Raw genomic sequence first — 24,753 nt, 5'->3', positions numbered from 1 at the left:
GAACAAGTCAGCACGCACGATCACGGTCGGTGCAGGGCCGGGGCAGGACCGGAGCACGCCGGCGGAGGCGAGGCGCCCGCCGAACGATCCGGGCCACCCGGACGGTCCTGCCCGGTCGGATCCCGTCGCGGTCAGCGGGCGCCGATCCTGCCGGGCGCGAAACTCCTAACCGGTCGGACGGTCCTGCCCGGTCGGATCCCGTCACGATCAGGGGGCGCCGGTCGTACTGGACTGGAAACTCCTGCCCGGTCGGACGGTCCTGCCCGGTCGGATCCTGTCGCGGTTAGCGGGTACCGGTCGCGCTGGGCGGGAAGCTCCTGCCCGGTTGGACGGTCCTGCCCGGTCGAATCCTGTCGCGGTTAGCGGGTACCGGTCACGCTGGGCGGGAAGCTCCTGCCCAGCGGGACTCGCGGCAGCCTCACAGGCAGATGTCGGGCCGCGCCAACAGGAGGTGAAAAGACAAGGTCTCCGGCGGCGGTCGGCGCGGGTCACCCTCGTCCGACGCGGCACGCCCGCAGGTGGCTGTGGAGCAGCTTCTGGGGCGAGCGCGGCCCCCGAGGCGGTGTCGGCCCGCCGCACACCCCCGGGGTGTCGTCTCCCTCAGCCGGCAGCGAGCCCGGCGTCGTGGACGACGATGGCCGCTTGGACGCGGTTCGCGGCGTCCAGCTTGGTGAGGATGCGCGAGACGTGGGTCTTCACGGTCGGCACGCTCATGTACAGCTCGGCGGCGATGTCGGCGTTCGACAGCCCCCGCGCGACGGCGAGCGCGACCTCGCGCTCGCGGTCGGTCAGCGCGTCCACCCGGGCGGCCGCGGCCTGGCGGCCGTCGGGCGCGGACCGTTCGGTGACTGCCGCGATAAGGTGCGCGGCCACCCGCGGCGACAGGGTGGGCTCGCCCGCTGCGGCCGCGCGGACGGCCTCCACCAGGCGGGCGGGCGGCGTGTCCTTGAGCAGGAACCCCGCCGCCCCGGCGCGGAGTGCCTCGACGATCATGTCGTCGGTGTCGAACGTCGTCAGCACGATGACGCGCACGTCGCGCAGCTCGCGCCGGTCGCGCAGCCTCCGGGTGGTCTCGATGCCGTCGAGGCGCGGCATGCGGATGTCCATGAGGACCACGTCGGGCCGCTCGCGGGCGACCACGTCGAGCGCCTCGACACCGTCCGACGCCGACGCCACCACCTCCAGCCCCGGGTCGCCGCCCAGGATGAGGGCCAGCCCCGACCGCACCAGCGGGTCGTCGTCGACCAGCACCACACGCGTCGTCTCGCTCATGCCGCCCACGGTAGCCACGCCTCCAGCCGGAACTGCGCACCCCCACCCGCCCCCGTCGTGCCGTCCGTCGTCGTCACGCCGTGCGACAGCCGTCCCCCGACCAGGTCCACCCGCTCGGCCAGACCCACCAGCCCGAGGCCGGAGTCCGGCGGCGCCTCCCCTTGCCGTGCCGGGCCCACGCTGCGCACCGGGTTGCGCACCACGATCGTCAGCCCCGCACCCGGCGCGCCCGACACCGTCACCGTCACGGGCGCCCACGGCGCGTGCTTGCGGGCGTTGGTGAGCCCCTCCTGCACGATGCGGTACGCGTGCCGGCTCACCACCTCGCCCAGGCCGTCGGTGCCGTCCGGCCGTGCGTCGAGCCGCACGTCCGCCCCGTTGGCCCGGGCCTCGGCGAGCAGCGCGTCGAGGTCGGCGAACGTGGGCTGCGGGGGCTCGGGTGCGGCCGGGGCCGCCGGATCCCGCAGGACACCCAGCACCTCCCGCAGCTCCGCCAGGGCGGCGTGCGCGTTGGTCTGCACCACGGCCGCCGTCTCCGCGACCTTCTCGGGCGGCAGGTCCGTCCGGTACGCGAGCGCGCCGGCGTGCATCGCGACCAGCGAGATGCGGTGCGCCAGGACGTCGTGCATCTCCCGGGCGATGCGCGTGCGCTCCGCCGTCCGCGCCTGCGCGACGCGGCCCGCCTGCTCCCGCTCCGCGGTCTCCGCGCGCTCTCGCAACGAGGCAAGGTGCTCACGCCGCAACCCGATGTACGCCCCGATCCACACGAACAGGGCGTAGACGAGCACCCCGGTCAGCAGGTCGACCCACCCCTCGTACGGCTCCGGCGCGACGTACGGGTGCAGCACGCTGTAGACACGCCCGGCGACGACGAAGACCACCCCGACCGCCGCGATCTTCCACCATCGGCGGGACGTGGCCAGGGAGACCGCCGCGATGGCCTCCGCCCCCACCACCGTGACGGACACCGCCGAGGCCGCGCACAGCACCAGCGCGACCGTCAGCGGCGCCTTGCGGCGCAGCAGCAGGAGGCCCAGGCCCAGCACCCCGACGGCCAGGTCGAGCGCGGCCTGGGCGTCCGAGACCTGCCGGTCCCCCGTGTCGGCCTCCCAGGCGACGAGCAGGAGCACCGTCAGCCCGGCGAACAGCGCCGCCAGCACCCGCCACGTCTCCCCCCACGCACGGCGGGCTCTCGACGGGCGGGCGGGGACAGGGTGCACGACGTCGAGCCTAGGCAGCGGCGAGGCGCCGGGCATCCGCCGACCGGCGGGGGGTGCATCCTCCGGAAGGAGGACACGAACCATCCCCTCGCCGGACGCGACGCCGCCGCCCGCCCAGGCAGGCTGGAGCCATGATCACCGTGGAGCACCTCACCAAGAGATATGGGCCGGCCACCGCCGTGGACGACGTGTCGTTCACCGTCGAGCCCGGCCACGTCACGGGCTTCCTCGGCCCGAACGGCGCCGGCAAGTCCACGACCATGCGCATGATCTGCGGGCTCACGCCCGCCACGTCGGGTTCTGCGCGTGTGCTCGGCATGCCCTTCACCGCCCTGGCCAACCCTGGCCGGCGCGTGGGCGTGCTGCTCGACGCGGCCGCCCAGCACTCCGGCCGCACCGGCCGCGAGGTGCTCACGCTCGCCGCGCTCATGACCGGCGTCGACCGCCGACGCATCGACACCACCCTCGACCAGGTGGGCCTCACCGAGCGCGAGGCCGCCCGCCGGGTGGGCCAGTACTCGCTCGGCATGCGGCAGCGGCTGGGCATCGCGTCCGCGCTGCTCGGCGACCCCGAGGTGCTCATCCTGGACGAGCCGGCCAACGGGCTCGACCCCGCCGGAATCCGCTGGATGCGGGACCTGCTGGCCGGCTTCGCCGCCCGCGGCGGCACCGTGCTGCTCTCCTCGCACCTGCTGCGGGAGATGGAGGCCGTCGCCGACCGCATCGTCGTCATCGGCCGCGGCCGCGTCGTCGCCGAGGGGCACAAGGACGAGCTGCTGCGCCAGGCCGGCACGTTCGTCCGCTCCACCGACGACGCCGAGCTCGCCCGCGCCCTGCGCCAGGGCGGCGTCGGTGTCGTCGAGCTCACGACCGGCGGGCTCTCCGTCGAGGCCGAGCCGCTCGACGTCGGACGCGCCGCGGCCGGGGTCGGCGTCGTGCTCGCTGAGCTGCGCGCCGCCGACTCCCGCGGCCTCGAGGACCTCTTCCTCGAGCTCACCGCCGACGACGCCCGCGAGCAGACCCGGACGGAGGTGCCGGCATGACCACCGCACCGACGGTCGCGCGCGACGCGACCAAGACCCGCGGCGCCCGCGACGCCGTGCGCCCCGTGTCCTTCCGCACCCTCACGCTCGTCGAGTGGCGCAAGCAGCTCGACACCCGCGCAGGCCGCTGGATGCTCGCCATCATCGCCGTCGTCACCGCGGGCGTGCTCGCCGTGATGATGGCCGTGAACGGCGGCAACCACTCGTTCAGCGCCTTCGTGACCGGCACGACGACGCCCATGGCGATGCTGCTGCCGATCGTCGGCGTCCTCGCCGCGACGTCCGAGTGGTCGCAGCGCACCGCCCTCGTGACGTTCACGCTGGAGCCCCGGCGCACCCGCGTCGGGCTCGCCAAGGTGGTCGGCGCGATCGGTTCCGGGCTCGCGCTCCTCGTCCTCACGGTCGGGCTCGCCGCGCTCGCGCACCTGATGGTGATCCTGTTCCGCGACGCCGACCCCGCGTGGGACCTCTCCGTCCGGGCCGTGCTGCTGCTCGCCGTCACCGTGGTGCTGCTCATGGCTCAGGGCGTGGGCTTCGGCCTCCTGCTGCGCAGCACCCCGGCCGCCATCGTGACCCTGCTGCTGGTGCCCACCCTGTTCGGCATCCTCGGCGGCCTGGTCTCGGGCCTCGCCGACGCGCTGCCGTGGATCGACCTCGGTACCGCGACCGAGCCGCTCCTGTTCGGCGGCGACCTCGACGGCGCGGGCTGGGCGCACCTCGCCACCGCCAGCCTCATCTGGGTGGTGGCGCCCCTCGCCGGCGGGCTGTGGCGCGTGGCACGCAGCGAGATCACCTCGTCCTGATCACGTCGTCCTGACCCGACGCGACGGGCCGGTCAGCCGTCGAGGTGCCCTCGCATCTCGACGGCGATCTGGTCCGCGTCGAGCTGGTCCAAGGCCCTGCTCAGCAGCTCCGAGTCGTACGTGCCGACAGCTCGGGCCTCGAGCAGGGCCTTGCGCTGCGCGGCGATCGTCGCGAGGCGGAGCTCGAAGAACTGTGCCGACAGCTCCTCCGGCGTCTCCTCCTCCTCGTCCTGGTCCCGCTGCTCGCGGACGACGACCGTCCGCACCCGCTCCACCACGTACGGCGCGTAGGGGGTGCCGTCCTTGCTGCGCAGGTCGGGGTCGTCGAGCATCGCGCGGGCCGTGCCGTCCACGATCTCGCGCAGCCCCTCCGTGCCCTCCACGAAGCGGGACGACGTGACCCCGGCCAGGCCGAGCCGCCGCACCACCCAGGGCAGCGTGCCGCCCTGCACCAGCAGCGTGCCGGCGGCGACGCCGAACGCGATGAGCACGAGCAGCGAGCGCTGCGGGAAGTCCTTGGGCAGCGTCTGCGCCGCCGCGAGGGTCACGACGCCGCGCATCCCCGCCCAGACGATGACGACGCCTTCCTTGGGCCCGAGCGGCGCGGCCAGCAGGTAGTCGACGTCCGCGATCCGCCGCGTGAACCTCTTCCGGAACTCGTTGACGCGGTCCAGCCGGCGCTTGCGCAGCCGCTCCTTCTGCCCCTCGGACAAGGTCCCGGCCGCGGCGCGCCTCGCCGCCTGCACGCTGCGCCGGCGCTGCTGCTTGGCCACCTGGCGCCGCACGTTGCCGAGCCCGCCCTCCGGCCGGCCCGGGCCGGACCAGGACCTCGTCAGCTCCGTGGCCGCCTGCGGCGTGATGATCCCGTGGGAGTCGCTGAGCTCGTCGAGCTTCGCGGCCACGCGCTGCTGCATCTCGTCGAGCGTCTCGCGCACCTGTCCCGCGCGCCGCCGCCGGGCGGAGAGGTACCGCAGCAGCGGCAGCACGAACAGGGCCCGCAGCGCGACGACGCAGACCGCGGCGAGCGCCGCGACGCCGAGGGCCGTCCACAGGGAGCCGTGCACGGCGCGGACGTCCTCCACGAGCCCGAACACCTCGAGGCCCATCGCCAGGAACAGCCCGCCCTCGAGCAGGGTCTCGATGGTGCGCCAGTTCATGCGTTCCGCCACCCGGTCCTGGGGGCGCAGGTGCCGGGCGGAGAGGGTGCTGGTGACGAGGCCGGCCGCGACGGCGGCGACGATGCCGGACGCGTCGAGCTCCTCGGCGGGCAGGTAGGCCGCGAAGGGCACCACGAACGACACCGCGGTGGAGAGCGCGGCGTGCTTCAGGTGCGCGCGGATCCACAGACCGAGACGCCCCACGACCAGGCCGATGACGACGGCGATCACCACGGCCTTGAAGAAGCTGCCGACCACGCCCCACACGCTCACGCTCACGGCCGTCGCCGCGATGGCGGAGCGCAGCAGCACCAGCGACGTCGCGTCGTTGAGGAGCCCTTCGCCCTCGAGCATGACGACGACGCGCTGCGGCGCGCCCAGCTTCTTGATGATCGACGTGGCGACGGCGTCCGTCGGGCTGACGATGGCGCCCAGGGCGATGCCCGCCGCCAGGTCGATCCCCGGGATGACGGTCGAGAAGACGAACCCGAGCACGACGGCGGAGATGACCACCAGCAGCACCGCCATGCCGCCGATGGCCGTGAAGTCGCGACGGAAGTCCATCGACGGGAACGACGCCGCGGAGGCGTAGAGCAGCGCGGGCAGCACCCCGACGAGGATCACCTCGGGATTGATCTCGATCGCGGCGACGGCGGGGACGAAGCTCACGGCGACGCCGACCAGCACCAGCACCAGCGGCGCGGCCACCCCGGCACGGGGCGCCAGGGCGGTGACGGCGATGACGACGACCGCCGCGAGCACGCTGACGAGGAGGACGTCCATGCCGAACAACGTAGGCGCACCCCTGCGCGTTCTCCCGGGCTCGGCACCGAACCGGAATCAGAGTGACCTACGTCACACCTATCGCTTCTTGCTTAACGATATATCGCGTCCTATCTTAGATGTGTCGCCGCCAGGGCTGAGCACCATGCGTCGAGCACCATGCGTCGAGCGGCATGCACCGGCGATCAGCGCCGACCCTCCCGGGCGACACCTCGACCACAGACCCCCGAACCAGTGAGGACACCTCTCATGCGAACCCCCCGAGACACTTCGTTCGACCCCCGTACCTTCGACCCCCGGTCCTTCGACCGGCACCCCTTCGACCGGCAGCCCGGCCCCCGCGGCGACCGCCGCCGGCGCGGGGAGTTCCCCGGCCCGGACGGCTTCGGCCCCGGCTTCCCGCCGGGACCCGGCTTCGGACCCGGCTTCGGACCGGGCTTCGGCCCCCGCGGGCACCGGGGCGGCGGCCGCCGCGCCGGCCGTGGCGAGATCCGCGCCGCGCTGCTCCTGCTGCTCTCCGAGCAGCCCATGCACGGCTACCAGGTGATCACCGAGCTCGCCGCCCGCACCGACGGCCGCTGGCGCCCCAGCCCGGGCGCCGTCTACCCGGCCATCTCCCAGCTCCAGGACGAGGGCCTCGTCGCGGTGTCGGAGGACGGCGGACGCCGCCTCGCGACGCTCACCGACGAGGGCCGCGCGTACGTGGAGGAGCACCGCGACGAGCTCGGCAACCCGTGGCAGAAGGTGGCCGAGGACCCGCGCCGCCAGGGCCACGAGCTGCACGTCGCGATGCGCGCCCTCGGCGGCGCCGTCGAGCAGGTGGCGCGCGCGGGCTCCCGCGCGCAGGCCGAGGCGGCGGCCGCCGTCCTCGACCAGGCCCGGCGCGAGGTCTACCTCGTGCTCGCCGGCCAGGACCCGGCCACCGGCACCGACGACCCGTCAGCCGAGGCCGACGATGGCGGTCGGTGACCACCGCACGAGCCGCCCGGCGACGGCGAGCTGGATCCCCCAGCCGTCGCCGCCGAGCTCCAGCTGCCAGAGCTGCCTCCCCGTGGCGGCGTCGAGCGCTACCCAGTGCACGACGTCGCCACGGGCGTAGTCCGGCACCACGAACGCGGCGAGCCGCCCGTCGGTGAACGCCGCCTCGACGAACCGCGGGCCGTAGGCCCCCAGCCCTTCCACGCCCTCCACGAGGTCCGGCCTCGTCCACAGCACCTCGCCGGTGCCCATGTCCAGCCCGTGCACGCGGCGCCCTTCGTCGACGACCACGGCCACCTGGGCCGTGCGCACCAGCAGGCTCGACCCTTTCACCGCGGTGCTCCACAGCTCGTCGCCGTCCGCGTCGGTCGCCACCGTCGCGTCGCCGCGGCGCTCCAGCACCACGCCGTCGCCGCCGCCGTCGGTGCTCAGCGGCACCAGGTACCGGCCCCGCAGCTCGCGCTGCTCGCTGCCGTCGTCGCGCAGCAGCCGGTCGGGGCTCTCCGGGTCCCGACCTCCGAGGAGGTCGGCGTCGACGCCCGCCACGTAGCCGCCGGTGGCCAGCGGCTCCACGGAGAAGCCCTCGAACGTCCCCGGGTCCTGGGGGCGGTCCAGCCGCACGCCGTCCGGCGTGAACCACGCGTCGACGCCGCAGCCGCCCAGCCACACCACCCGGTCCGTGACCGACACCTGCACGCCGCCGCGCAGGTCCACCCCCGACGTCGTGCCGTCCTCTCCCCAGCGCACGCACATCGCCGGGTCGACGGCGGCGTCGAACGGCAGCGTCCGCTCCCAGCGGACCTTCCCCGTGGCGCCGTCCTCGAGCCGGACCCGCAGGTCGTAGCCGTCCGGGATGGCGCCGGCGTGCGCGACGCCCGCGGCGACCTCGTCCGCGACGAGGGGGTCCACCGGGGCGGCGTCGCCCACCCACGCCGCCGTGAGCAGCCCACCGTCGGGACCGGGGAAGGCCATCGTCGACGTGAACCCGACGTCCCGCGTGCCCACCACCGAGCCCTCGGCGTCCACCACCGTCACCGTGCTGCGCGGGCGGCCGTCCTGCGCACCGTCCGGCGTGCCGGACACGCACACGACCCGCTCCGCCGGCTCCGGCTGGAAGTCCCCGGACCAGACCTGCATACCCGGGCCGCAGGTGGTCGACCCGTCGGGCAGGTCCACGCTCCAGACCCGCGCGCCGGTCTCGACGTCCAGCCCGAGCAGGGCGGACCGCTGCTGCGCCACCACCAGCCCACCGAGCACCCCCACGAGGCCGCCCGGGGCGCTGCCCTCCGTCGGCACCCGCCACACCTCGCGGGGCTCGTCGGTCAGGTCCAGCACGCCACCGGGCGCGTCGCGCAGCGCGGCGAGCCGTCCGCGGTCGCCCACGCCGTCGACCACCACCGCCGTGAGCGCCGCCGCGACGACCACCACCGCGGCCACCAGGCGTCGGCCGCGCAGGAACCCGCGGGCGCGCTCGGCCGCCTGCCGCAGCGTGAGCCCCCCGGTCTCCGCGAGGGGCAGCTCGGCGGCGTCCACGTCGTCGGCCGGGTCGAGGTCGATCAGCAGCGGGCCGGCGGACCCGGTGGTCCACGGGGTGCCCCGACGCGTGGCCCGACGAGTGCCCTGCCGAGTGGCCCGACCCGTGGCCGGACGCGTGGCCCGCACCTCCGCGGCAGCGTCGTCCCCCTCGTCGCCGTCGGGCTCGAGGTCGAACGTGTAGGCGTCAGAGCCGGCGCCGCGCCGTCGGGCCACCCTTTGAAACTAAGCCCGGCCGGCCCCTTGCAGCGACCCAGGATCCCGGTGGACGACGATCCCGCCGCCGACGTCGTCGATCGAGCCGGTGCCGGTCGACGTCCGCAGCAGCAGGGTGCCGTCCACGGCGCCCACGGCTGCGCTCGCCGACCCGTCGCGCGCGTCGGCCTGGCGCACCTCCCCGGTCGCCAGGTCGAGCCGCACCCACGTGAGCCCGCCGTCGGGAACGACGACCATCAGCAGCGCGTCGTGCCCGTCCGTCACCACGTCCTGCAGCCACCGTTCGTCCTGCCACCCGTCGACCGGCTCGGTGACGCGCCAGCGTTCCGCCCCCGTGTCCCGGTCCAGCCCGACGAGCGCGCCCGTGGCCTCCTGGAGGAGCACGGCGTCGGCGGTCCGCACCAGGACCTCCGTCCCGTCGTCCACCACCCCAGCGTCCGACCCTCCGGCACCCGGCCGGGGACGCACCCACAGCGGGTCCCCGGTGAGGTCGTCGGGTTCGAGCGCCTCCAGCCCGTCGGTCGTCAGGACGAGCCGCGGACCGACGGTGCCGTCGGTCGCGTCCGGGTCCAGCAGGACGCCGGGCAGGAGCACGTCGGCACCGCCGAGGGCGGTCAGCCGGGTGCGGCCGTCCTCCTGCGGGACGACGACGCCGCCGTCCACGGACGGCGTGACCTCCTGGTCGCCCGAGGGCGTCCCGACCAGCGGTGCCATGGCGTCCGCCCCCGGCGGCGCCGCGACGAGCTGCGCCCCGCACCGCGCGAACTCGACCAGCCGCGGCGACGACAGGATCATGTAGCCGTCGAAGGTGAGCTGGACGTCGTCGTCCACCCAGCCGACGCACAGCTCGGAGTCCCGGGGCGCGAACGGGATCGCCACGGGCTCCGTCGGCGTCCCGGTGAGCGCGTCCTCGAACCGCGCGTGCGAGCCCGGCGCGTCCAGGGTCCGCAGCGCCCCCTCCACCGCGCCGTCGCCGGCCACGGTCCGGGGGGCCGGGAGCGGCCCGTCGGGCTCCACCACGAACAGGGACCCGCCCGCGGCCGGCGCGACCACCAGGTCGGACACGTCTCCGAGTCCGCGGCTGCCGACGACCGTCCCGTCCGCGGCGACGACCGTCACCGTGCGGTCGGTGTCCTCTCCGCTGAGGCACACGACCTGCTCGACGGGCGTCGCCCAGTCGGCCGGGGAGTACGGCGTCGGGCCGCACTCCACCAGCGAGCCGAGGGTCTCGCGCCACACCTCGGCACCGGTCGTGGCGTCCAGGCCGACCGCGTCCGCGCCGTCCTGCACGACGACCACACCACCGGTGAGCACGGCCAGCACGCCGCTGTCCGTGTCCACGCTCCAGCCGCCCGCCCCGGAGACGACGGCGGCGACGTCCAGCACCCCGCCGGGCGCCGCGGCGAGGAGCGCCAGCCGGTGCCGCTCCGCCAGGGCGTTCCCCACGGCGGTCCCGGCGCCGGCGAGGACCACGGCCCCCACGACGGCACCCGCCACGACCGCCCAGGTCCGCGGCCGCACGCGGCGCAGCGCGGCGCCGAGACGCTCCCCCGGGCCGGGCGCGTCCTCGTCGGGTCCGCGGGGGTCGTCGGCGCGGGGGTCGTCGGCGCGCAGCTCCTCGGGCTCGAGCTCGAAGGTGGCCATCGAGCTCCGGCGACGACGCGACATGGCCGGAGCGTAGCGCCGGGCGCAGGGCGTGGGCGCGCCGCCTGGGGCGCGCGGCCCTCAGATCACCCGGCGGCGCTCCACCGTGCGGGCCACGGCCAGCTCCAGCAGGGCGGTGCGGGCCCGGCGGCGGCGGTCGTCCGGGTCCACGGTGAGGCGGTCGCCCGCCGTGGGCCGGCGGGTCGGGGCGCTGGCCGACGGCGAGGACGACGACAGGATCGGCCGCAGGCTCGGGGGCGTGGGGGTCGGGACCGGCATCGTGGGCCTCCTTCTCGCGGCCCGGGTGGCCGCTCGCCCCCATGCTGCGCGGCGCGCGTTGCGGCGATGTTGCCCCGGCGTGACGTCCGCGTCAGGAATGCCGCGGGCGACCGTCGCGTGGTTCAGAGGAGTTCAGAGGAAGCGGTTCAGAGGAAGACGACGGTGCGGGGCCCGAGCGGCCGCAGCAGCACCCGCCAGCTCACCGCCTGCGCGACGAGGACGGCGGCGAACGCGCCCAGCACGGGCCACGTGAGCCCGTGCAGCACGGCGGGCGCAGCGGCGAGCACGACAGCGGCGGGCCCGACGACGGCGGAGGTCGCCGCGACCGGCGCGACGGCCAGCACGGGGCCGGACCAGCGCACCGCGCCGCTGCTCCGCACGCCGCGGTCGAGGTCGAACCGGGCCGCGAGCGCCAGGCCCGACGCCGCGATCAGCAGCACCGCCGCGACCAGCGCGGACGCCGTCCCCAGGGCGGCGACGGCCAGCGCACCGAGGGCCGCCAGCGTCGCCAGCGCGGCGGCCGGCACGAGGGCGCGCCGGACGCGCCGGCGGGCGTCCACGGCGATCGTCTCCGGCGCCCGGGCGGCGACGACGAGGCCGCCGTGCACCCGCGCCGCGGCGACGGCGAGCGCCGCGGTGACGAGGGGGAGGCCGACGGCGAGCGCCTGCGCGGCCCCCGACCCGTGCGCGGCCTGCGCGCCGACGGCGGACAGCTCCACCCACGCGACACCCGTGAGGGCGCCGAACGCGGCGGGCAGCGCGAGGGACGCCACCTGGGCGACGGCGTCCCACCGCGTGCGCCAGCCGGGCGCCGCGAGGCGGCTGCGCAACCACAGCGCGGCGTCGCGCACGACCCAGGCCACCAGGAGCGCCACGACGAGGGGGTAGCCGGCGGACCAGAGCAGCGTCTCGACGTGCCCGAACGCCGCCAGGAGCACGCCTGCCGCGGCGACCAGCCACACCTCGCCGAGCAGCAGCAGCGGTGCGACCGTCGCGAGGACGACGCGACGGCGCGGGTCGTCCCGGCCGCCGAGGGCCCGCACCAGCGGGACCCCGCCCTGCACCGCGCCGTCGAGCACCGCCCACCCCGCGAGCAGCACGGTCAGCAGCAGGCCCCAGCCGGTCGCGTTCATCGCGCACCTCCGAAGGTGAGGACGTCGGCGCGGGCGTCCGCGTCGTCGAGCGGGCGGTCCCCGGCGTCGTCCGCCGGTCCGCCGTCGCGCAGCACCTCGGCGGGCTGGGCGCCGAGCGCGAGCCGCGCGAGGCCGCGGCGTGCGAGCCGTGCCAGGACCACCCAGTCGACGACGGCGAGGGTCACCATGACGCCGACCAGCACCACGAGGGACGCGACGACGGTGGCCGCCGACGCGTCCGACACGGCGTCCTCCGTGCGCAGCACGCCCGCGACGGCCCACGGCTGCCGGCCGATCTCCCGCGCCGCCCAGCCGAGCAGCGCCGTGAGGAACGGCACGGGGAGGAGGGCGGTGAGGGTGGCGAACAGCCCGCGGCGCAGCGGCCCCCACAGGCGGAACAGCGCCTGGCGCGGCAGCAGGAGCAGCAGGACGCACCCGACGAGGAACACGGCCGACGCGACGCCCTGCATCACCGCGTAGGCGATGCCCACGACCGGTGGGCTGCCGCCCGGCACGTCCTGCAGGTAGCCGAACTGCGCGTACCCGAAGCCGATCGCGAGGAACGCGCCGACCGTGCCCGTGACGAGGCCGGTGCGCAGGGACCGGCGCCACACGTCGTCCTGGGGCGGCAGCGCCGCGCCCGGGAGCGAGGGTGTGCGGCGCAGGTGCCACGCGCTCACGCCGACCAGCAGGAACGCGCCCGCCATGAGGCACGCGCCCACGACGTGCAGGGCGGACAGCAGGGCCGCCGGGTTGGTGACCAGTGCGGCCGCGTCGGTGACGCGCGCCTCGCCGTCGACCATCGTGAAGCCGACGGGGTGGCGCAGGAAGCCGTTCGCCACCATCACCGTGAACGCCGACAGGTAGCCGGTCATCACGACCGCCCAGAACGCTGCCGTGTGCGCCCAGCGGGGCAGCACGTGCCACCCGAACACCCACAGCCCCAGGAACGTGGACTCCAGGAAGAACGCCGCCATCGTCTCGATCACCAGGGGGGCGCCGAACACCCCGCCGGCCACGTCCAGCAGGCCGGGGAAGTGGAGCCCGAGCTGGAGCTCCATGACGATGCCCGCCGCGATGCCCAGCGCGTAGTTGACGAGGTAGAGCTGACCCCAGAACCGGGTGGCGGTCTCGAGCGTCGCCGCGCGGGCGGCGTCGCGGCTCAGCGCCCAGCGCGTCTGGAGGACCGCGACGACGGGGCCCAGCCCCAGCGTCACCAGGACGAAGAGGAAGTGGGTCCCGGCGAGCAGCGCGAACTGCAGACGGGCGGCGTCGACGGCGGTCATGGGCCTGACGCTAGAGATCGAGGGCCGCCGGCGCCCAGGGTTTTCGGCACGTTCGGGGGAGAACCCTGAGCGATTTCGGGGGACTCCCCCACCCGGTGCCCGTCAGCCGCGAGCAAGCGCCCGCTTCCAGGAGATCCGGCCACCGGTCTGCAGCAGCGCGCCGCGGTAGGCCCGCTCGCTCACCAGGAGGGCGACGACAGCGAAGGCGGCGAGCACCAGCAGCGACAGCACCGGCTCCCACCACGCGGCAGCACCGGACAGCACGCGCACCGGCATGGCGACGACGTTCGCCACGGGCACGTACGACAGCACGGTCAGGAGGCTGCCGCTGGCGCTGAACGTCAGGAAGTAGACGCCCATGATCGCCATCGTCATCGGGGTGGTGGTGTGCTGCAGGTCCTCGGCGCGCGACGCGAGGGCGCCCGCCACCGCGTACAGCGCCGCCAGGCCGAGGAAGCCGACCGCGAAGAACAGCACGAACCACACCAGCGACGTCGACAGCGCGGGCAGGATCGACGCGGCGGGCGTGAACGACAGCGCCGCCAGGCCGACGGCCGCGAAGACCACGTTCTGCGCCAGCGCGACCACCGAGCTGCCCAGGATCTTGCCCGCCAGCAGGTGCCGCAGCGGCACCGCCGTGGCCAGGATCTCGACCAGGCGCGACTGCTTCTCCTCGACCACGCTGCCCGCGATCATCTGGCCGGAGCCGATGACGCCGATGAAGAACAGCAGCGCGAGGCCGAACGACGCGAAGAACAGCGCCTGCGGGTCGAGGGCGGTCCCGTCGAGCCGGTCCGTGGACAGGGTGCCGCCGGCGGTGAGCTCCGCGGTGGTGGTGCCCGCCGCCTCCGCGTTGACCTCGAGGGTCTGCTGCGCGACCCCGACCGTGAGCAGCCGGGTGAGCGTCGAGTCGGGGCTCGCCTCGCCGGTCAGGACCCAGCCGTCGCCGTCCGCCGTCGGGTGCAGCCACGCGTCCGCGTCGCCGTCGACGAGCGCGGCGCGGGCGGCCGCGTCGTCCGGCACCTCGACCGTGGTGAGCTCGGCGCCGCCGCCCTGCTCCTCCGGGACGGCCCCGGCGGACGCGACCGCGGCCGCCGCCGCCGTGTCCCCGGCCGGGACTGCCACCGTGAACGAGTCCGTCTTGCTGCCCTGCCAGGCGAAGAACGCCGAGAGCGCCGCGATGATCAGGACCGAGACCAGCAGCCCCACGAGGAACGTCTTGTTGAGGGCGCGCACGACGATCTCGCGGTTCATCACGACGAGCCACGCGCCGCGCGTGCCGGCGTCGCCCTGGCGGCCGACGTCCGGGCCGTGGGTGTCGGGGCCGGGGGTGTCGGGGCGGGTCGGGGTCGTGGTGGTCATGCCGTCACCTCGCGGTAGATCTGGGCCAGCGTGGGCCGGACAGGGGTGAGCTCGCGGACGCCGCCGCGCTCGAGGGACTGGGCGAGCAGCCGGTGCAGGGCGACGTCGTCCGCCACCTCGAGGAGGGCGACCGGACCGTCGACGTCCACCGCGTGCACCCCGGGGACGCCGCGCACCCAGCCGGCGTCGCCGTCGACGACCAGCCGGTGGCGGAGCGTGCCGGTGCGCTGCAGGTCGCCGGGCGCGCCGTCGGCCATGACGCGGCCGCCCTTGAGGATGACGAGCCGCTCGCACAGCCGCTCCACGAGGTCGAGCTGGTGGGAGCTGAACAGCACGGGCACGCCGCGGGACGTGTGCTCGGCGAGCAGGTCGACCATCCCGTCGACGGCGGCCGGGTCGAGGCCGCTGAACGGCTCGTCGAGCACGAGCAGCCGCGGGGCGCCCATGAGGGCCGCCACGATCTGCACGCGCTGCTGGTTGCCGAGCGACAGCTTCTCGACGTGCTCCTTCGACCGGCCGGCGAGCCCCAGCCGGTCGAGCATGTCCAGCACCTCCGCGCGCGCCTTCGGGGCCGAGATGCCGCGCAGCCTCGCCAGGTAGACCAGCTGGTCCAGCACCGGCTGCTTCGGGTACAGCCCGCGCTCCTCGGGCATGTACCCGAAGTCTCGACGGTCGGCCCGGGTGACCGGCCGGCCGCCGAACCGCACCTCGCCCGCCATCGGGGCCAGGACGCCCATGATCATCCGCATGGTCGTCGTCTTGCCGGCGCCGTTGCCGCCCACGAACCCGGTCAGCAGCCCCGCCGGCGCCGCGAACGACACGTCGTCGACGGCGGTCAGGTCACCGAACGTCCTGGTCAGTCCCCGTACCTCGAGGAAGTCGTTGTCCATGACCACGAACCTACGGACCGCGCGTCCCGGTGTGATCCGCCGCAAGGTGGAGCGGGACTCCCCCTGTCGACGTAGCGCTCGGGTCTCTTCCCGGTGCCGGAAGAGACCGGAGCGCTACGTCGGCGCCTGTGGATGACCGCGCCGGTGGGCGACGCCGGTCCGGTTGGCTGCTGTCATGCCTCGTCGGATCCTCGTCCCCGCCTCGCTGGAGCGGGTCGCAGCCTCGCAGGACGGCCTCGTCTCGACCCGCCAGTGCCAGGAGCACGGCATGACGAGCAGCCAGGTCAAGGCCCAGGTGCGGCAGGGACGGTGGCAGCGCGTGATGCGCGGCGTCCTCGACACCACGTGGGTCGCGGCTGGGCACCACGACCGCCACGACCCGCTCGACAGCGCACGCCGACGCGAGGCGATCTGCGGGTTGCTGGCGTACCCGGGCTCCGTCGCGACCGGGGTCGCGGCGCTCGTGCTGCTGGGGGCGCAGGGCGCGCCCCGCCGCATCGCGCCGGAGGTCACCTTCCCCGACGGCTCGCCCCGGACCGGCGGGGGCCGGGTGCGGGTCCGCCGGGAGCGGCTGCGCCGGTGGGTCGTGGTCGGCGGCCTGCCCTGCGTCCCCGGAGAGCTGGCGCTCGCCCAGGCCGTGCCCGACCTCGACCGGCGGCACGCCGTCGCCCTCATGGACTCCGCCCGCCAGCGACGGGTCGTCACGGAGGACGAGTTCCGCAGGGCACGGGAGTCCGCCCGGGGTCGGCGCGGAGCGGCACGCACCCGTACCTGGTGGGAGGTGTCGGACCCGCGGGCCGAGTCCCCGATCGAGACGGCGGCGCGGCTGGCCTGCGCGGACGCGGGATGCCCGCCCGACGCCCTGCAGCTCGTGGTCCGGGACGCACGCGGACGGTTCCTCGCCCGCGTCGACCTGGCCTGGATCCTGCCCGCGGGCCGGGTGCTCCTGGTGGAGCTCGACGGTCGCGACGTCCATACGGTGCCGGGTGCCCTCTTCGGCGACCGGCGCCGGCAGAACGAGCTCGCCGCACGCGGCGCGCTCGTGCTGCGGTTCACGGGCCGCGACGTGGCCCAGGCCACCGTGGAGAACGAGATCCGCAAGGTGCTCGACTCCGAGGGCTGGACCTCGCAACCCTGGCCGGCAGGCCGGTCCTACTCGTTGTCGCCCACGTCGTCGACGTAGCGCTGCGGTCCCGGACGAGGCGGGGAAGAGCCCGGAGCGCTACGTCAGGGTGCGGTGGAAGAAGACGACCGCCTGGACGCGGTCGCGCAGGTGCAGCTTGGACAGCACGTTGGAGACGTGGGTCTTGACGGTGGCCTCGCCGAGGAACAGCTCCGCCGCGATCTCGGCGTTCGACAGCCCGCGGCCGACGAGCACCAGGACCTCGCGCTCCCGCGGGGTCAGGTGGTCCAGCCTCTGGTCCGGCCGTGGCTGGTCCGGCCGCGCGTCGTCCAGCCGGCCCGACGGCGCGGCGGACCGGTCGTGAGGCCGGTCGACGGGCCGATCCGTGGTCGGCACGGCCGACGTCTCCCCCGCGACCATCCGCTCGATGACGCGGCGCGTGATCTCCGGCGCGAGGAGCGCGTGGCCCTGCGCGACGGTCCGCACGGCGTCGACCAGCCGGTCGGCGTCGGAGTTCTTCAGCAGGAAGCCGGACGCGCCGGCGCGCAGGGCGTCGTCCACGTACGCGTCGTCGTCGAACGTCGTGAGGACGAGCACCCGGGCGAGGTCGTCGGCCACGATGCGCCGGGTGGCCTCGATGCCGTCCATGACCGGCATCTGCACGTCCATGAGCACGACGTCCGGGCGCAGGGCCCGCACCTGCTCCAGGGCCTCGGCGCCGTCGGCGGCCTCGCCGACCACCTCGACGTCGGCCTCGACGGACAGGATCATCGCGAAGCCGGACCGCACCAGGCGCTGGTCGTCGACGAGGAGCACGCGCACGGGTGCCGCGCCCGCAGGGGCGTCGGCGCTGGTCACGGGCGGTCCTCGGGCAGGGGCAGGCGCACCCGCACACGGTAGCCGCCGGTGGCACGCGGCCCGACGTCGGCCAGCCCGCCGTGCGTGGCGACCCGTTCGCGCACGCCGACGAGGCCCAGCCCGGTCCCGGCCGAGCCCTGCCGAGGGCGGCCGTCGTCGAGCACCTCGACCTCGGCGAAGCCGTGCGGGAACCGCTCCGCGGCGGGGTCGTCGCGCCGGGCAGGGCGGCGGTCGACCCGGACGACGACGCTCGCCCGGCGGGCGGTGGAGTGCTTGCGCACGTTGCTCAGGGCCTCCTGGGCGGTGCGGTAGAGGCTGAGGCCGAGGGGTCCGGGCACCTCGTCGACGGCGCCCGGCTCCGCCACGACCCGCACCTCGACGTCGAGCCCGCCCGCGCCGTCGGCGAGGCGGGGGACGTCGGCCAGGCCGGGCTCGGGCATCCGGGCCGCCGCGCCGCGGGGCTCGTCGGGGGCCTCGATGCCGCGCAGCGTGCCGAGCAGGCCGCGCATCTGCGCGACCGCCTCCCGGGACTCCCCCTCGATGGTGGCCAGCGGCGTCGCGGCCGCGGCCGGGTCGCCGGCGAGCATCCGCCGCGCGGCGGCCGCCTGGATGCCGATGACGGACACGTGGTGCGCGACGACGTCGTGCAGCTCCCGGGCGATCCGCACCCGCTCGGTGACGACCGCCTGCCGCTGCAGCTCCGCCGTCTGCCGCTCGATGGTGTCGGCCTGGGCGGCGAGCTGCTCCCGCCGCCGCGCCCCGTGCCACATGAGCTGGCCGGCGCAGATCGCCCCGAAGAAGTAGGCGAGGTTGATCAGCCAGGTGAACGCTACCCACGCCACGACGGGGCTGATGAGCCCGGGCTGCACGTCGTCCAGACCCATCTGCTCGACGATGCCTTCGACGCCCGCGCCGACGGCGAACTGCCACACGATCCACCCGAACATCACGAAGAGCACCGCACCGACGACCAGCAGCATCGCGCGCCGGTCCCGCGCCCACGCCACCGCGCTGAAGAGCGCGACGAAGTAGACCACCTGCAGCGGCGCGAGCATGGTGAGTGTCGGCACCGTGATGCCGACGAGCAGGAAGTGCAGGTACTCGACCGCGAGCACCGCCAGCGGGTACCGGCGGCGCAGCGCGATCGGCGCGGCGCCGAGCACGGTGAGCAGGTACAGGACGGGCACCGGGGTCGTGACGTCCTCGAAGTACCCGATGCTGCGGCCGAGCTCCGTGCCGAGCACGGCGACCGCCGCGAACGCCAGGCCGAGCCACAGGTCGTCGCGGTACGCGCGGGCCGGGTCGGCCGGGACCCGCTCCCAGTCGACGTCGACGCCGAACCACTCGAGGACGCGTCTGGTCCGGGTCACGGGCTGCAGCGGCATCCGCCCAGCGTAGGGAGCGCCGGCTGCGGATGCCTCCGTCGCGAGGCGGAACTGTCGAGATGGAACTGTCGCAAGATGGAACGATGGCCACCATGACGACTCCGGTCACGGCTCCTTTCTGGATCTGCCGCACCTGCGCGGTCGAGCACGCCACCCGGCCCGACGTCTGCGCGATCTGCGCCGACGAGCGCCAGTGGGTGCCCACGACCGGCCAGGCGTGGACCACCCTCGACGAGCTGGCCGCCGACGGTCTCGCGATCGAGGTCACCGAGCTCGAGCCCGGGCTGCTGGCCCTGCACGCCACGCCGCGGGTCGGCATCGGGCAGCAGGCGAAGGTGGTGCGCACGCCGGCCGGCGCGCTGCTGTGGGACCCGCTCGGGTTCGTCGACGACGCCGGGGTCGCCGCGGTCGTCGAGGCCGCCGGCGGCGGGGACGTGCTGGTCGCGGCCAGCCACCCGCACATGTACGGCGTGCAGGTCGAGTGGAGCCGCCGCCTGTCGGCCGCGACCGGGCGGGACGTCCCCGTCCTGGTGAGCGCGGCGGACGCCGGCTGGGTGGCACGGCCGGACGCCGTGATCGAGACGTGGACACCGGGCCCCGAGGGTGAGCGCGAGGTGCTGCCGGGCGTGGCGCTGAGCCAGCCGGGCGGGCACTTCCCCGGCTCGGCGGTGGTGCACTGGACCGGCGCCGACGGCAAGGGCGTCCTGCTGTCCGGCGACACGATCTTCGCCAACCCGGACGGCACGGCGAGCTTCATGCGCAGCTACCCGAACCACCTCCCCCTGTCGGGGGCCGTCGCGACGCGGGTCGCCGAGCACGTCGCCCGGCGCCCCTTCGACCGGCTCTACAACAACTTCGAGGGCGTGATCCCCGCCGACGCGCGCGCCGTCGTGCTCCGCTCCGCCGAGCGCCACGCGGCGTGGGCGCGCGGGGACTTCGACCACCTCACGTGACGAGGGAGACCTGCTCCGCGACCTCGGTCAGGACGACCTCGTGACCGTGGCACCGGGCGTCCCCGGACGGCAGCGCGCCGCCGGGGTGGCGCTCGCGATCGTCGCGGGGTTCGCCGCCGCGCTGCAGAGCCGCGTCAACGGCTCGCTCGCCACCGCCGTGGACAACGCCTTCGTGGCCGCCTTCTTCTCGTTCAGCTCCGGCCTGGTGCTCCTGCTCCTCGCCCTCGTCGCCTCGCGGACCGGGCGCGTCGCCGTGCGGCGCGTCGGGTCGGGTCTGCGGTCCGGCGCCCTGCGCCCGTGGGAGTGCCTCGGCGGGCTCGGCGGGGCGTTCTTCGTGATGTCGCAGGGGCTGACCGTCGACGCGCTCGGCGTCGCCGTGTTCACCGTCGCCCTGGTGGCCGGGCAGTCGGTGAGCTCGCTCGTCATCGACCGCCTCGGCATCGCCCCGGGCGGCGTCCGCCTGGTCACGCTGGGACGCGCGCTCGGCCCGGTGCTGACCGTCGTCGCGGTGGTCGTGGTCTCGGGCGCCGGGGCGTCGACGGCCGCGCTCGGGCTGGCGCTGTTCCCGCTGGTGGCGGGGGTGCTGCAGTCGTTCCAGCAGGCGCTCAACGGCAGGGTGCGGTCGGCCGTGCGAGACCCGGCGCCCGCAGCTCCCCGCCCCCGGTTGGGCGGGGACGGCGGGGTGATCGCCGCCACCCTGGTCAGCTTCGTGGTGGGGACGGCCGCGCTGCTCGTCGTCATGCTCGTCGCGCTGGCCGTCGGCGGTGCGCCGACCGGCGGCCTGCCGCCCGACCTGCTGCTCTACTCCGGCGGGCTGCTGGGCGTCACGTTCATCGCCCTGCAGGCCGCGGTGGTGCAGCGCACCGGCGTCCTGCTGCTCGGGCTCGGCATGATCGCGGGCCAGGTGGTGGGCGCCCTCGTGCTCGACGTCGTCTCCCCGGGTGTCGCGCCGCCCGGCACGGCGACGTACGTGGGGGCCGCGCTCACCCTCGTCGCCGTCGCCGTCCCCCTCGTGGAGGGGGCGCTGCGCCGGCGGGTCAGGGAGCGGTGACGAAGACGTCGAAGAGGTCCGGGTGGTGCCCGTGCACCAGCACCGCGAACACGACGACGTCGAACAGCAGGTGCACCGCCACCACGTACGGCAGGCTCTTGTACCGGCTGAAGATCCACCCCTGCACGAGGGCGAACGGCACGGTGAGCAGCGGGCCCCACTCGCGGTAGCCCAGCTCCCACAGGAACGACACGAACACCACGGCCTGCAGCACGTTCGCCGTCCACAGGCCGAAGTGGCGGCGCAGCAGGGTGAACACGGTGCACACGAAGAAGAGCTCGTCCCAGATGCCCACCGCGTTCACGCCGACGAACAGCCGCGCGACGTCCTGCCCGCCCGACAACGGCGGCCAGTTGAGGTAGGCGCCCGAGCCCAGGAAGTACCAGGGCAGCACCAGGTAGCCGACCAGCACCACGACCACCAGGTACACGTACTGCCCGCGGGACCAGCGCCGGCCGGTCGCGACGGGGAACCGCACCGCGCCCGCGCCGTCGTCGTCCCGGAACCAGAACCGGGACGCCGCCCACGGCACCAGCACGGCCAGCGACAGGACGACGGCGAAGCGTGCCATCCCGGCGTCCGACAGGTCGGCCTGGAGCGGGATGGTGGAGATGATGCCGAGCGAGACGGCGATCAGCGCGAGGTCGCGCCCGAGCCGCCGGTCGACGACCAGGCCCAGCGCCACGCCCGCCGCGAGCGGCAGGTACGCGACAGGTCGCACGTGCACGGCGAACAGCAGCACCGCCGACGCCGAGACGAGCCCCGCGGCGACGAGCCGCGGCACCGAGGCGGGGCCGTACCGGGTGAGGTCCATCGTGCCGCGAGGATATCCGGGGACCCGCGTGGAAGAATCCTGGGCATGGTCGCAGGTCCCGGTGCGCACACCCGAGACCGGGGTGCGCGGCCGTGACCGCCGCCCCCGCGATCGAGGCCCTCGTGGCCGCCGGCCTCGCCCGCCCCGTCGCCGACGACTCCTTCGACCGGTTCGCCCGGCTCGTGCAGCGCCAGCTCGGCGTGCCCACGGCCCTCGTGACCCTCGTGCTGCCGGACTCCCAGGTCTACCCCGGTGCCCGCGGGCTGCCCGAGCCGTACCAGGTCACCCGGCGCACCACCCTGGCCGAGCCGTTGTGCGGCGAGTCCGTCCGGACGGGCCAGGCCCTCGTGGTCGAGGACCTGCGCGCCCACCCGCGCCTGTCCCGCACCGCGACCGTCACCGAGCTGGGGATGGGGTCCTACGCCGGCTTCCCCATCTTCGACCGGCACGGCACGGCCGTCGGCACGGTGTGCGCGCTGGACGTCGAGGCCCGCGAGTGGAGCGCCACCGACCTCGCGACCCTGGCCGACCTCGCCGCCGCGTGCACGGCCGAGCTGCGCCTGCGCCTGGAACGCCAGCGGGCGCACCGCATCCAGCAGGTCGCGGTGCACGCCACCCGGCGCACCCGCATGCTGCTCGACCTCAGCGACCGGTTCGCCTCCGCCACCACCGTGGACGAGATCGTGGACGCGCTGCGCGCCTCCGGGCCCGGCCTGGGCACGGTCTGGGCGGCGCTCGCGCTCGCGGACGGCACCGGCACGGGCCTCACGCTGATCGAGCGCGACGGCGCGTACCCGTACCTGCCGCGCCACTGGCGGTCCTCGGACCCGGCGGTCGCCGCGGTCGTGCGCTCGCGGAGCCCGGCGTTCTACCGCGACGGCGCGGCCGCGCTGCACGACCAGCCCGGCTGGGCGCCGTGGGTGGATCCCTCGCTGGGCGGCCTCGCGCTGCTGCCGATGGTGGTCGACGACCAGCTGCTGGGCGTCGTCGTGCTGCTGTGGCGCGGCGCGCACGACCACGACGACGAGAGCCGGCGCACGGCGGCGACGCTCGCGTCGTCCGTGGCACAGGCGCTGGTGCGGATCCGCGTGCTCGCGGACCGGCACCACGTGGCTACCACGCTGCAGGCGGCGATGCTCACCGACCTCCCCCAGGTGCCTTACCTCGAGCTCGCCTCCACGTACGCGTCCGCGACGCGCACGGACAAGGTGGGCGGCGACTGGTACGACGCCGTCGAGCTGGACGCGCGCTCGACGGTGCTGATGATCGGCGACGTCACCGGCCACGACATGCAGGCCGCGGCCCGGATGGGCCAGCTGCGCGGCATGCTGCGCACGCTCGCCTGGTGCCAGGACGCCCCGCCGGCACGGCTGCTGCGCGAGCTGGACCGCGCCAACCGCGGCCTCGGTCTCGCGGCCACGGGCACGGCCACGGTGGCGCGGCTCGACCGCACCGGCCCGGGCGAGCCCGGCACCGGCGACGACGCCTGCCGCCTGTGGTGGTCGAGCGCCGGGCACCCGCGCCCGGTCGTCGTCCGTGCCGACGGCAGGGCGGAGGAGCTCGTCGGCCGCCCGGACCTCATGCTCGGCGTCGACCCGTCCGCCGCCCGCCGTGACCACGCCGACGGGCTGCGCCCCGGCGACACCCTGATCCTGTACACCGACGGCCTGGTGGAGCTGCGCACCAGGAGCTACGCGGCGCGCACCGCGCACCTGCTGCAGACGCTGCAGGAGCTGCACGGCTGCCCGACGGCGGAGCTGCCGCAGCGCGTCGTCGACCGGATGGTGCGCGGCACGCAGCGCGACGACGTCGCCGTGCTCGCCGCCCGCGTGCGCTGAGTCTCCGCCCCGACGGCCTCGCCTATTCCCCGTGCGCTCTGTGGGCACCGCCGGGCAGGCTGTGCCACATGACGACGACGCCCGCTGATGCCAAGTCCGTGCTCCACCGTTACCTCCGCTCCGCCCGCGAGGCGCTGGTGTGGAAGGTGGAGGGGCTGTCCGAACGCGACGCTCGTCTGCCCCGCACGCCCACCGGGACCAACCTGCTCGGTCTGGTGAAGCACGCGGCCAGCGTGGAGATCGGGTACTTCGGCGACACCTTCGGTCGCGCGTGGCCGACGCCCGAGGAGGTGCCGTGGATGGCGCCCTGGACGGACCCGTCGTTGCCGGACGACCCGCAGGCCGACCACTACGCGACGGCCGACGAGAGCACGGCCCAGGTCCTGGACCTCTACCGGCGGGTGTGGGCCTTCGCCGACGAGACCATCGAGAGCCTGCCGCTCGACGCCCCCGGGCGCGTCGCGTGGTGGGGCGACGACGGCGCCACCGACCTGCACACGATCCTGCTGCACGTCACGGTCGACCTCGCCCGGCACGCGGGGCACGCCGACATCCTGCGCGAGCAGGTCGACGGGGTGGTCGGGATGCGCGCGGGCAACACGAACATCCCCGAGGACGTGGACTACCCGGCGTACACCGCGATGCTGCGCGGCCTCGCCGACCAGTTCTCCGACGAGCTCGCCGACGAAAGGGCATGACGATGCCGACCATCGTCCAGGTGGTGCTCGACGCCACCGACGCGCGCCGCCTCGCGGAGTTCTACCGCGAGCTGTTCGACCTCACGTACCGGGCGGGCGACGAGCCGCCGGCCCCCGGCGAGCCGGACCCGCGCGGCGCCGACTGGCTGGTCCTGCGCAACGCGGGCGGCGTCCAGCTCGCCTTCCAGCAGGTGAGCTCGCTGACGCCGTCCACGTGGCCCGAGCACGACGTGCCGCAGCAGCTGCACCTCGACACGAGCGTCCACGACGTCGCCGAGCTGGACCGCGAGCACGAGCGCGCCCTGGCCCTCGGGGCGCGGCTGCTGTACGACCGGTCCGACGACCCCGAGGAGCCGCTCCGGGTCTACGCCGACCCGGCGGGCCACCCGTTCTGCATCTTCGTGGGCTGACCGCCCGGCCGTTGTGGGTACGGA

The 24,753-nt window shown here is 75.3% G+C and carries 22 protein-coding genes; 9 read left to right on the top strand and 13 right to left on the bottom strand.

All coding sequences use genetic code 11. The annotated features are described in order from the left end of the window. Nucleotides 1-600 precede the first annotated feature (600 nt). Both ACFT55_RS07970 and ACFT55_RS07965 read right to left on the bottom strand, forming a co-directional pair. Entirely contained in the window at nucleotides 601-1,272 is a 672-nt protein-coding gene (locus ACFT55_RS07970) for a response regulator (protein WP_380243282.1), read from the bottom strand. Then, complete coding sequence (locus ACFT55_RS07965; protein WP_380243281.1) at nucleotides 1,269-2,492, bottom strand: sensor histidine kinase; 1,224 nt, start codon at nucleotides 2,490-2,492, stop codon at nucleotides 1,269-1,271. The genes ACFT55_RS07970 and ACFT55_RS07965 overlap by 4 nt, the downstream gene beginning before the upstream one ends. A gap of 131 nt (nucleotides 2,493-2,623) precedes the next feature. Between ACFT55_RS07965 and ACFT55_RS07960 the strand changes: the two genes are divergently transcribed. Next, complete coding sequence (locus tag ACFT55_RS07960) at nucleotides 2,624-3,535, top strand: ABC transporter ATP-binding protein (protein ID WP_380243280.1); 912 nt, start codon at nucleotides 2,624-2,626, stop codon at nucleotides 3,533-3,535. Continuing rightward, nucleotides 3,532-4,338: an ABC transporter permease gene (locus ACFT55_RS07955; RefSeq protein WP_380243279.1), complete on the top strand. Its 807-nt coding sequence runs from the start codon at nucleotides 3,532-3,534 to the stop codon at nucleotides 4,336-4,338. The genes ACFT55_RS07960 and ACFT55_RS07955 overlap by 4 nt, the downstream gene beginning before the upstream one ends. Nucleotides 4,339-4,370: 32 nt before the next feature. On the opposite strand, the gene ACFT55_RS07950 is transcribed toward ACFT55_RS07955, so the two are convergent. Next, entirely contained in the window at nucleotides 4,371-6,278 is a 1,908-nt protein-coding gene (locus tag ACFT55_RS07950) for a cation:proton antiporter (RefSeq protein WP_380243278.1), read from the bottom strand. 249 nt (nucleotides 6,279-6,527) lie between these two features. On the opposite strand from ACFT55_RS07950, the gene ACFT55_RS07945 reads away from it, so the two are divergent. Further along, the gene (locus ACFT55_RS07945) at nucleotides 6,528-7,247 is read left to right on the top strand and encodes a PadR family transcriptional regulator (RefSeq protein WP_380243277.1); all 720 of its coding nucleotides are present in this window, start codon (nucleotides 6,528-6,530) and stop codon (nucleotides 7,245-7,247) included. Here the strand turns inward: ACFT55_RS07945 and ACFT55_RS07940 are convergent. From ACFT55_RS07940 to ACFT55_RS07910, 7 genes are all read right to left on the bottom strand, one after another. Further along, nucleotides 7,218-9,005 (bottom strand): PQQ-binding-like beta-propeller repeat protein, encoded by a 1,788-nt coding sequence (locus ACFT55_RS07940; protein ID WP_380243276.1) that lies wholly within the window; start codon nucleotides 9,003-9,005, stop codon nucleotides 7,218-7,220. The genes ACFT55_RS07945 and ACFT55_RS07940 overlap by 30 nt on opposite strands. A gap of 9 nt (nucleotides 9,006-9,014) precedes the next feature. Beyond that, nucleotides 9,015-10,673 (bottom strand): PQQ-binding-like beta-propeller repeat protein, encoded by a 1,659-nt coding sequence (locus ACFT55_RS07935; protein ID WP_380243275.1) that lies wholly within the window; start codon nucleotides 10,671-10,673, stop codon nucleotides 9,015-9,017. Nucleotides 10,674-10,730: 57 nt separating this feature from the next. After that, nucleotides 10,731-10,928 (bottom strand): hypothetical protein, encoded by a 198-nt coding sequence (locus ACFT55_RS07930; protein WP_380243274.1) that lies wholly within the window; start codon nucleotides 10,926-10,928, stop codon nucleotides 10,731-10,733. A gap of 146 nt (nucleotides 10,929-11,074) precedes the next feature. Beyond that, nucleotides 11,075-12,061: a cytochrome d ubiquinol oxidase subunit II gene (locus tag ACFT55_RS07925; RefSeq protein WP_380243273.1), complete on the bottom strand. Its 987-nt coding sequence runs from the start codon at nucleotides 12,059-12,061 to the stop codon at nucleotides 11,075-11,077. Then, a complete protein-coding gene (locus ACFT55_RS07920; protein ID WP_380243272.1) occupies nucleotides 12,058-13,347 on the bottom strand; it encodes a cytochrome ubiquinol oxidase subunit I in 1,290 nt (429 codons plus the stop codon). The genes ACFT55_RS07925 and ACFT55_RS07920 overlap by 4 nt, the downstream gene beginning before the upstream one ends. Nucleotides 13,348-13,449: 102 nt before the next feature. Next, on the bottom strand, nucleotides 13,450-14,709 hold the full coding sequence (locus tag ACFT55_RS07915; protein ID WP_380243271.1) for an ABC transporter permease: 1,260 nt from the start codon (nucleotides 14,707-14,709) through the stop codon (nucleotides 13,450-13,452). After that, nucleotides 14,706-15,599 carry an ABC transporter ATP-binding protein gene (locus tag ACFT55_RS07910; RefSeq protein ID WP_380243270.1) on the bottom strand — a complete coding sequence of 298 codons (894 nt, stop codon included), beginning with the start codon at nucleotides 15,597-15,599 and terminating at the stop codon, nucleotides 14,706-14,708. Before ACFT55_RS07910 ends, ACFT55_RS07915 begins: the two co-directional genes overlap by 4 nt. A 175-nt stretch (nucleotides 15,600-15,774) precedes the next feature. On the opposite strand from ACFT55_RS07910, the gene ACFT55_RS07905 reads away from it, so the two are divergent. Beyond that, nucleotides 15,775-16,782 (top strand): hypothetical protein, encoded by a 1,008-nt coding sequence (locus ACFT55_RS07905; RefSeq protein ID WP_380243269.1) that lies wholly within the window; start codon nucleotides 15,775-15,777, stop codon nucleotides 16,780-16,782. Between the two features lie 39 nt (nucleotides 16,783-16,821). On the opposite strand, the gene ACFT55_RS07900 is transcribed toward ACFT55_RS07905, so the two are convergent. Beyond that, the gene (locus tag ACFT55_RS07900; RefSeq protein WP_380243283.1) at nucleotides 16,822-17,493 is read right to left on the bottom strand and encodes a response regulator; all 672 of its coding nucleotides are present in this window, start codon (nucleotides 17,491-17,493) and stop codon (nucleotides 16,822-16,824) included. 83 nt (nucleotides 17,494-17,576) lie between these two features. Continuing rightward, nucleotides 17,577-18,965, bottom strand: coding sequence for a sensor histidine kinase (locus ACFT55_RS07895; RefSeq protein ID WP_380243268.1), 1,389 nt, complete (start codon nucleotides 18,963-18,965; stop codon nucleotides 17,577-17,579). A gap of 92 nt (nucleotides 18,966-19,057) precedes the next feature. Here ACFT55_RS07895 and ACFT55_RS07890 point away from each other — a divergent pair, with 92 nt between their 5' ends. Both ACFT55_RS07890 and ACFT55_RS07885 read left to right on the top strand, forming a co-directional pair. Continuing rightward, complete coding sequence (locus tag ACFT55_RS07890) at nucleotides 19,058-19,918, top strand: hydrolase (RefSeq protein WP_380243267.1); 861 nt, start codon at nucleotides 19,058-19,060, stop codon at nucleotides 19,916-19,918. Between the two features lie 40 nt (nucleotides 19,919-19,958). Beyond that, nucleotides 19,959-20,969: a DMT family transporter gene (locus ACFT55_RS07885; RefSeq protein WP_380243266.1), complete on the top strand. Its 1,011-nt coding sequence runs from the start codon at nucleotides 19,959-19,961 to the stop codon at nucleotides 20,967-20,969. Here the strand turns inward: ACFT55_RS07885 and ACFT55_RS07880 are convergent. Continuing rightward, nucleotides 20,956-21,783, bottom strand: a complete 828-nt coding sequence (locus ACFT55_RS07880) for a type II CAAX prenyl endopeptidase Rce1 family protein (RefSeq protein ID WP_380243265.1) — start codon at nucleotides 21,781-21,783, stop codon at nucleotides 20,956-20,958. The two genes, ACFT55_RS07885 and ACFT55_RS07880, sit on opposite strands and share 14 nt — an antisense overlap. 92 nt (nucleotides 21,784-21,875) lie before the next feature. On the opposite strand from ACFT55_RS07880, the gene ACFT55_RS07875 reads away from it, so the two are divergent. The 3 genes from ACFT55_RS07875 to ACFT55_RS07865 all read left to right on the top strand — a co-directional run bounded on the left by ACFT55_RS07875 (nucleotide 21,876) and on the right by ACFT55_RS07865 (nucleotide 24,729). After that, nucleotides 21,876-23,621: a SpoIIE family protein phosphatase gene (locus ACFT55_RS07875; protein ID WP_380243264.1), complete on the top strand. Its 1,746-nt coding sequence runs from the start codon at nucleotides 21,876-21,878 to the stop codon at nucleotides 23,619-23,621. A gap of 68 nt (nucleotides 23,622-23,689) precedes the next feature. Continuing rightward, a complete protein-coding gene (locus ACFT55_RS07870; protein ID WP_380243263.1) occupies nucleotides 23,690-24,319 on the top strand; it encodes a DinB family protein in 630 nt (209 codons plus the stop codon). Further along, nucleotides 24,316-24,729, top strand: coding sequence for a VOC family protein (locus ACFT55_RS07865; protein ID WP_380243262.1), 414 nt, complete (start codon nucleotides 24,316-24,318; stop codon nucleotides 24,727-24,729). The genes ACFT55_RS07870 and ACFT55_RS07865 overlap by 4 nt, the downstream gene beginning before the upstream one ends. The last annotated feature ends 24 nt before the right edge of the window (nucleotides 24,730-24,753 follow it).

Origin of the sequence: Isoptericola sp. NPDC057191, from assembly GCF_042670225.1 — a bacterium.
Taxonomy (GTDB): Bacteria; Actinomycetota; Actinomycetes; order Actinomycetales; family Cellulomonadaceae; genus Isoptericola.
Note: the sequence above shows the minus strand (reverse complement) of the source record. Positions and strands in the feature narration are given on the sequence as shown.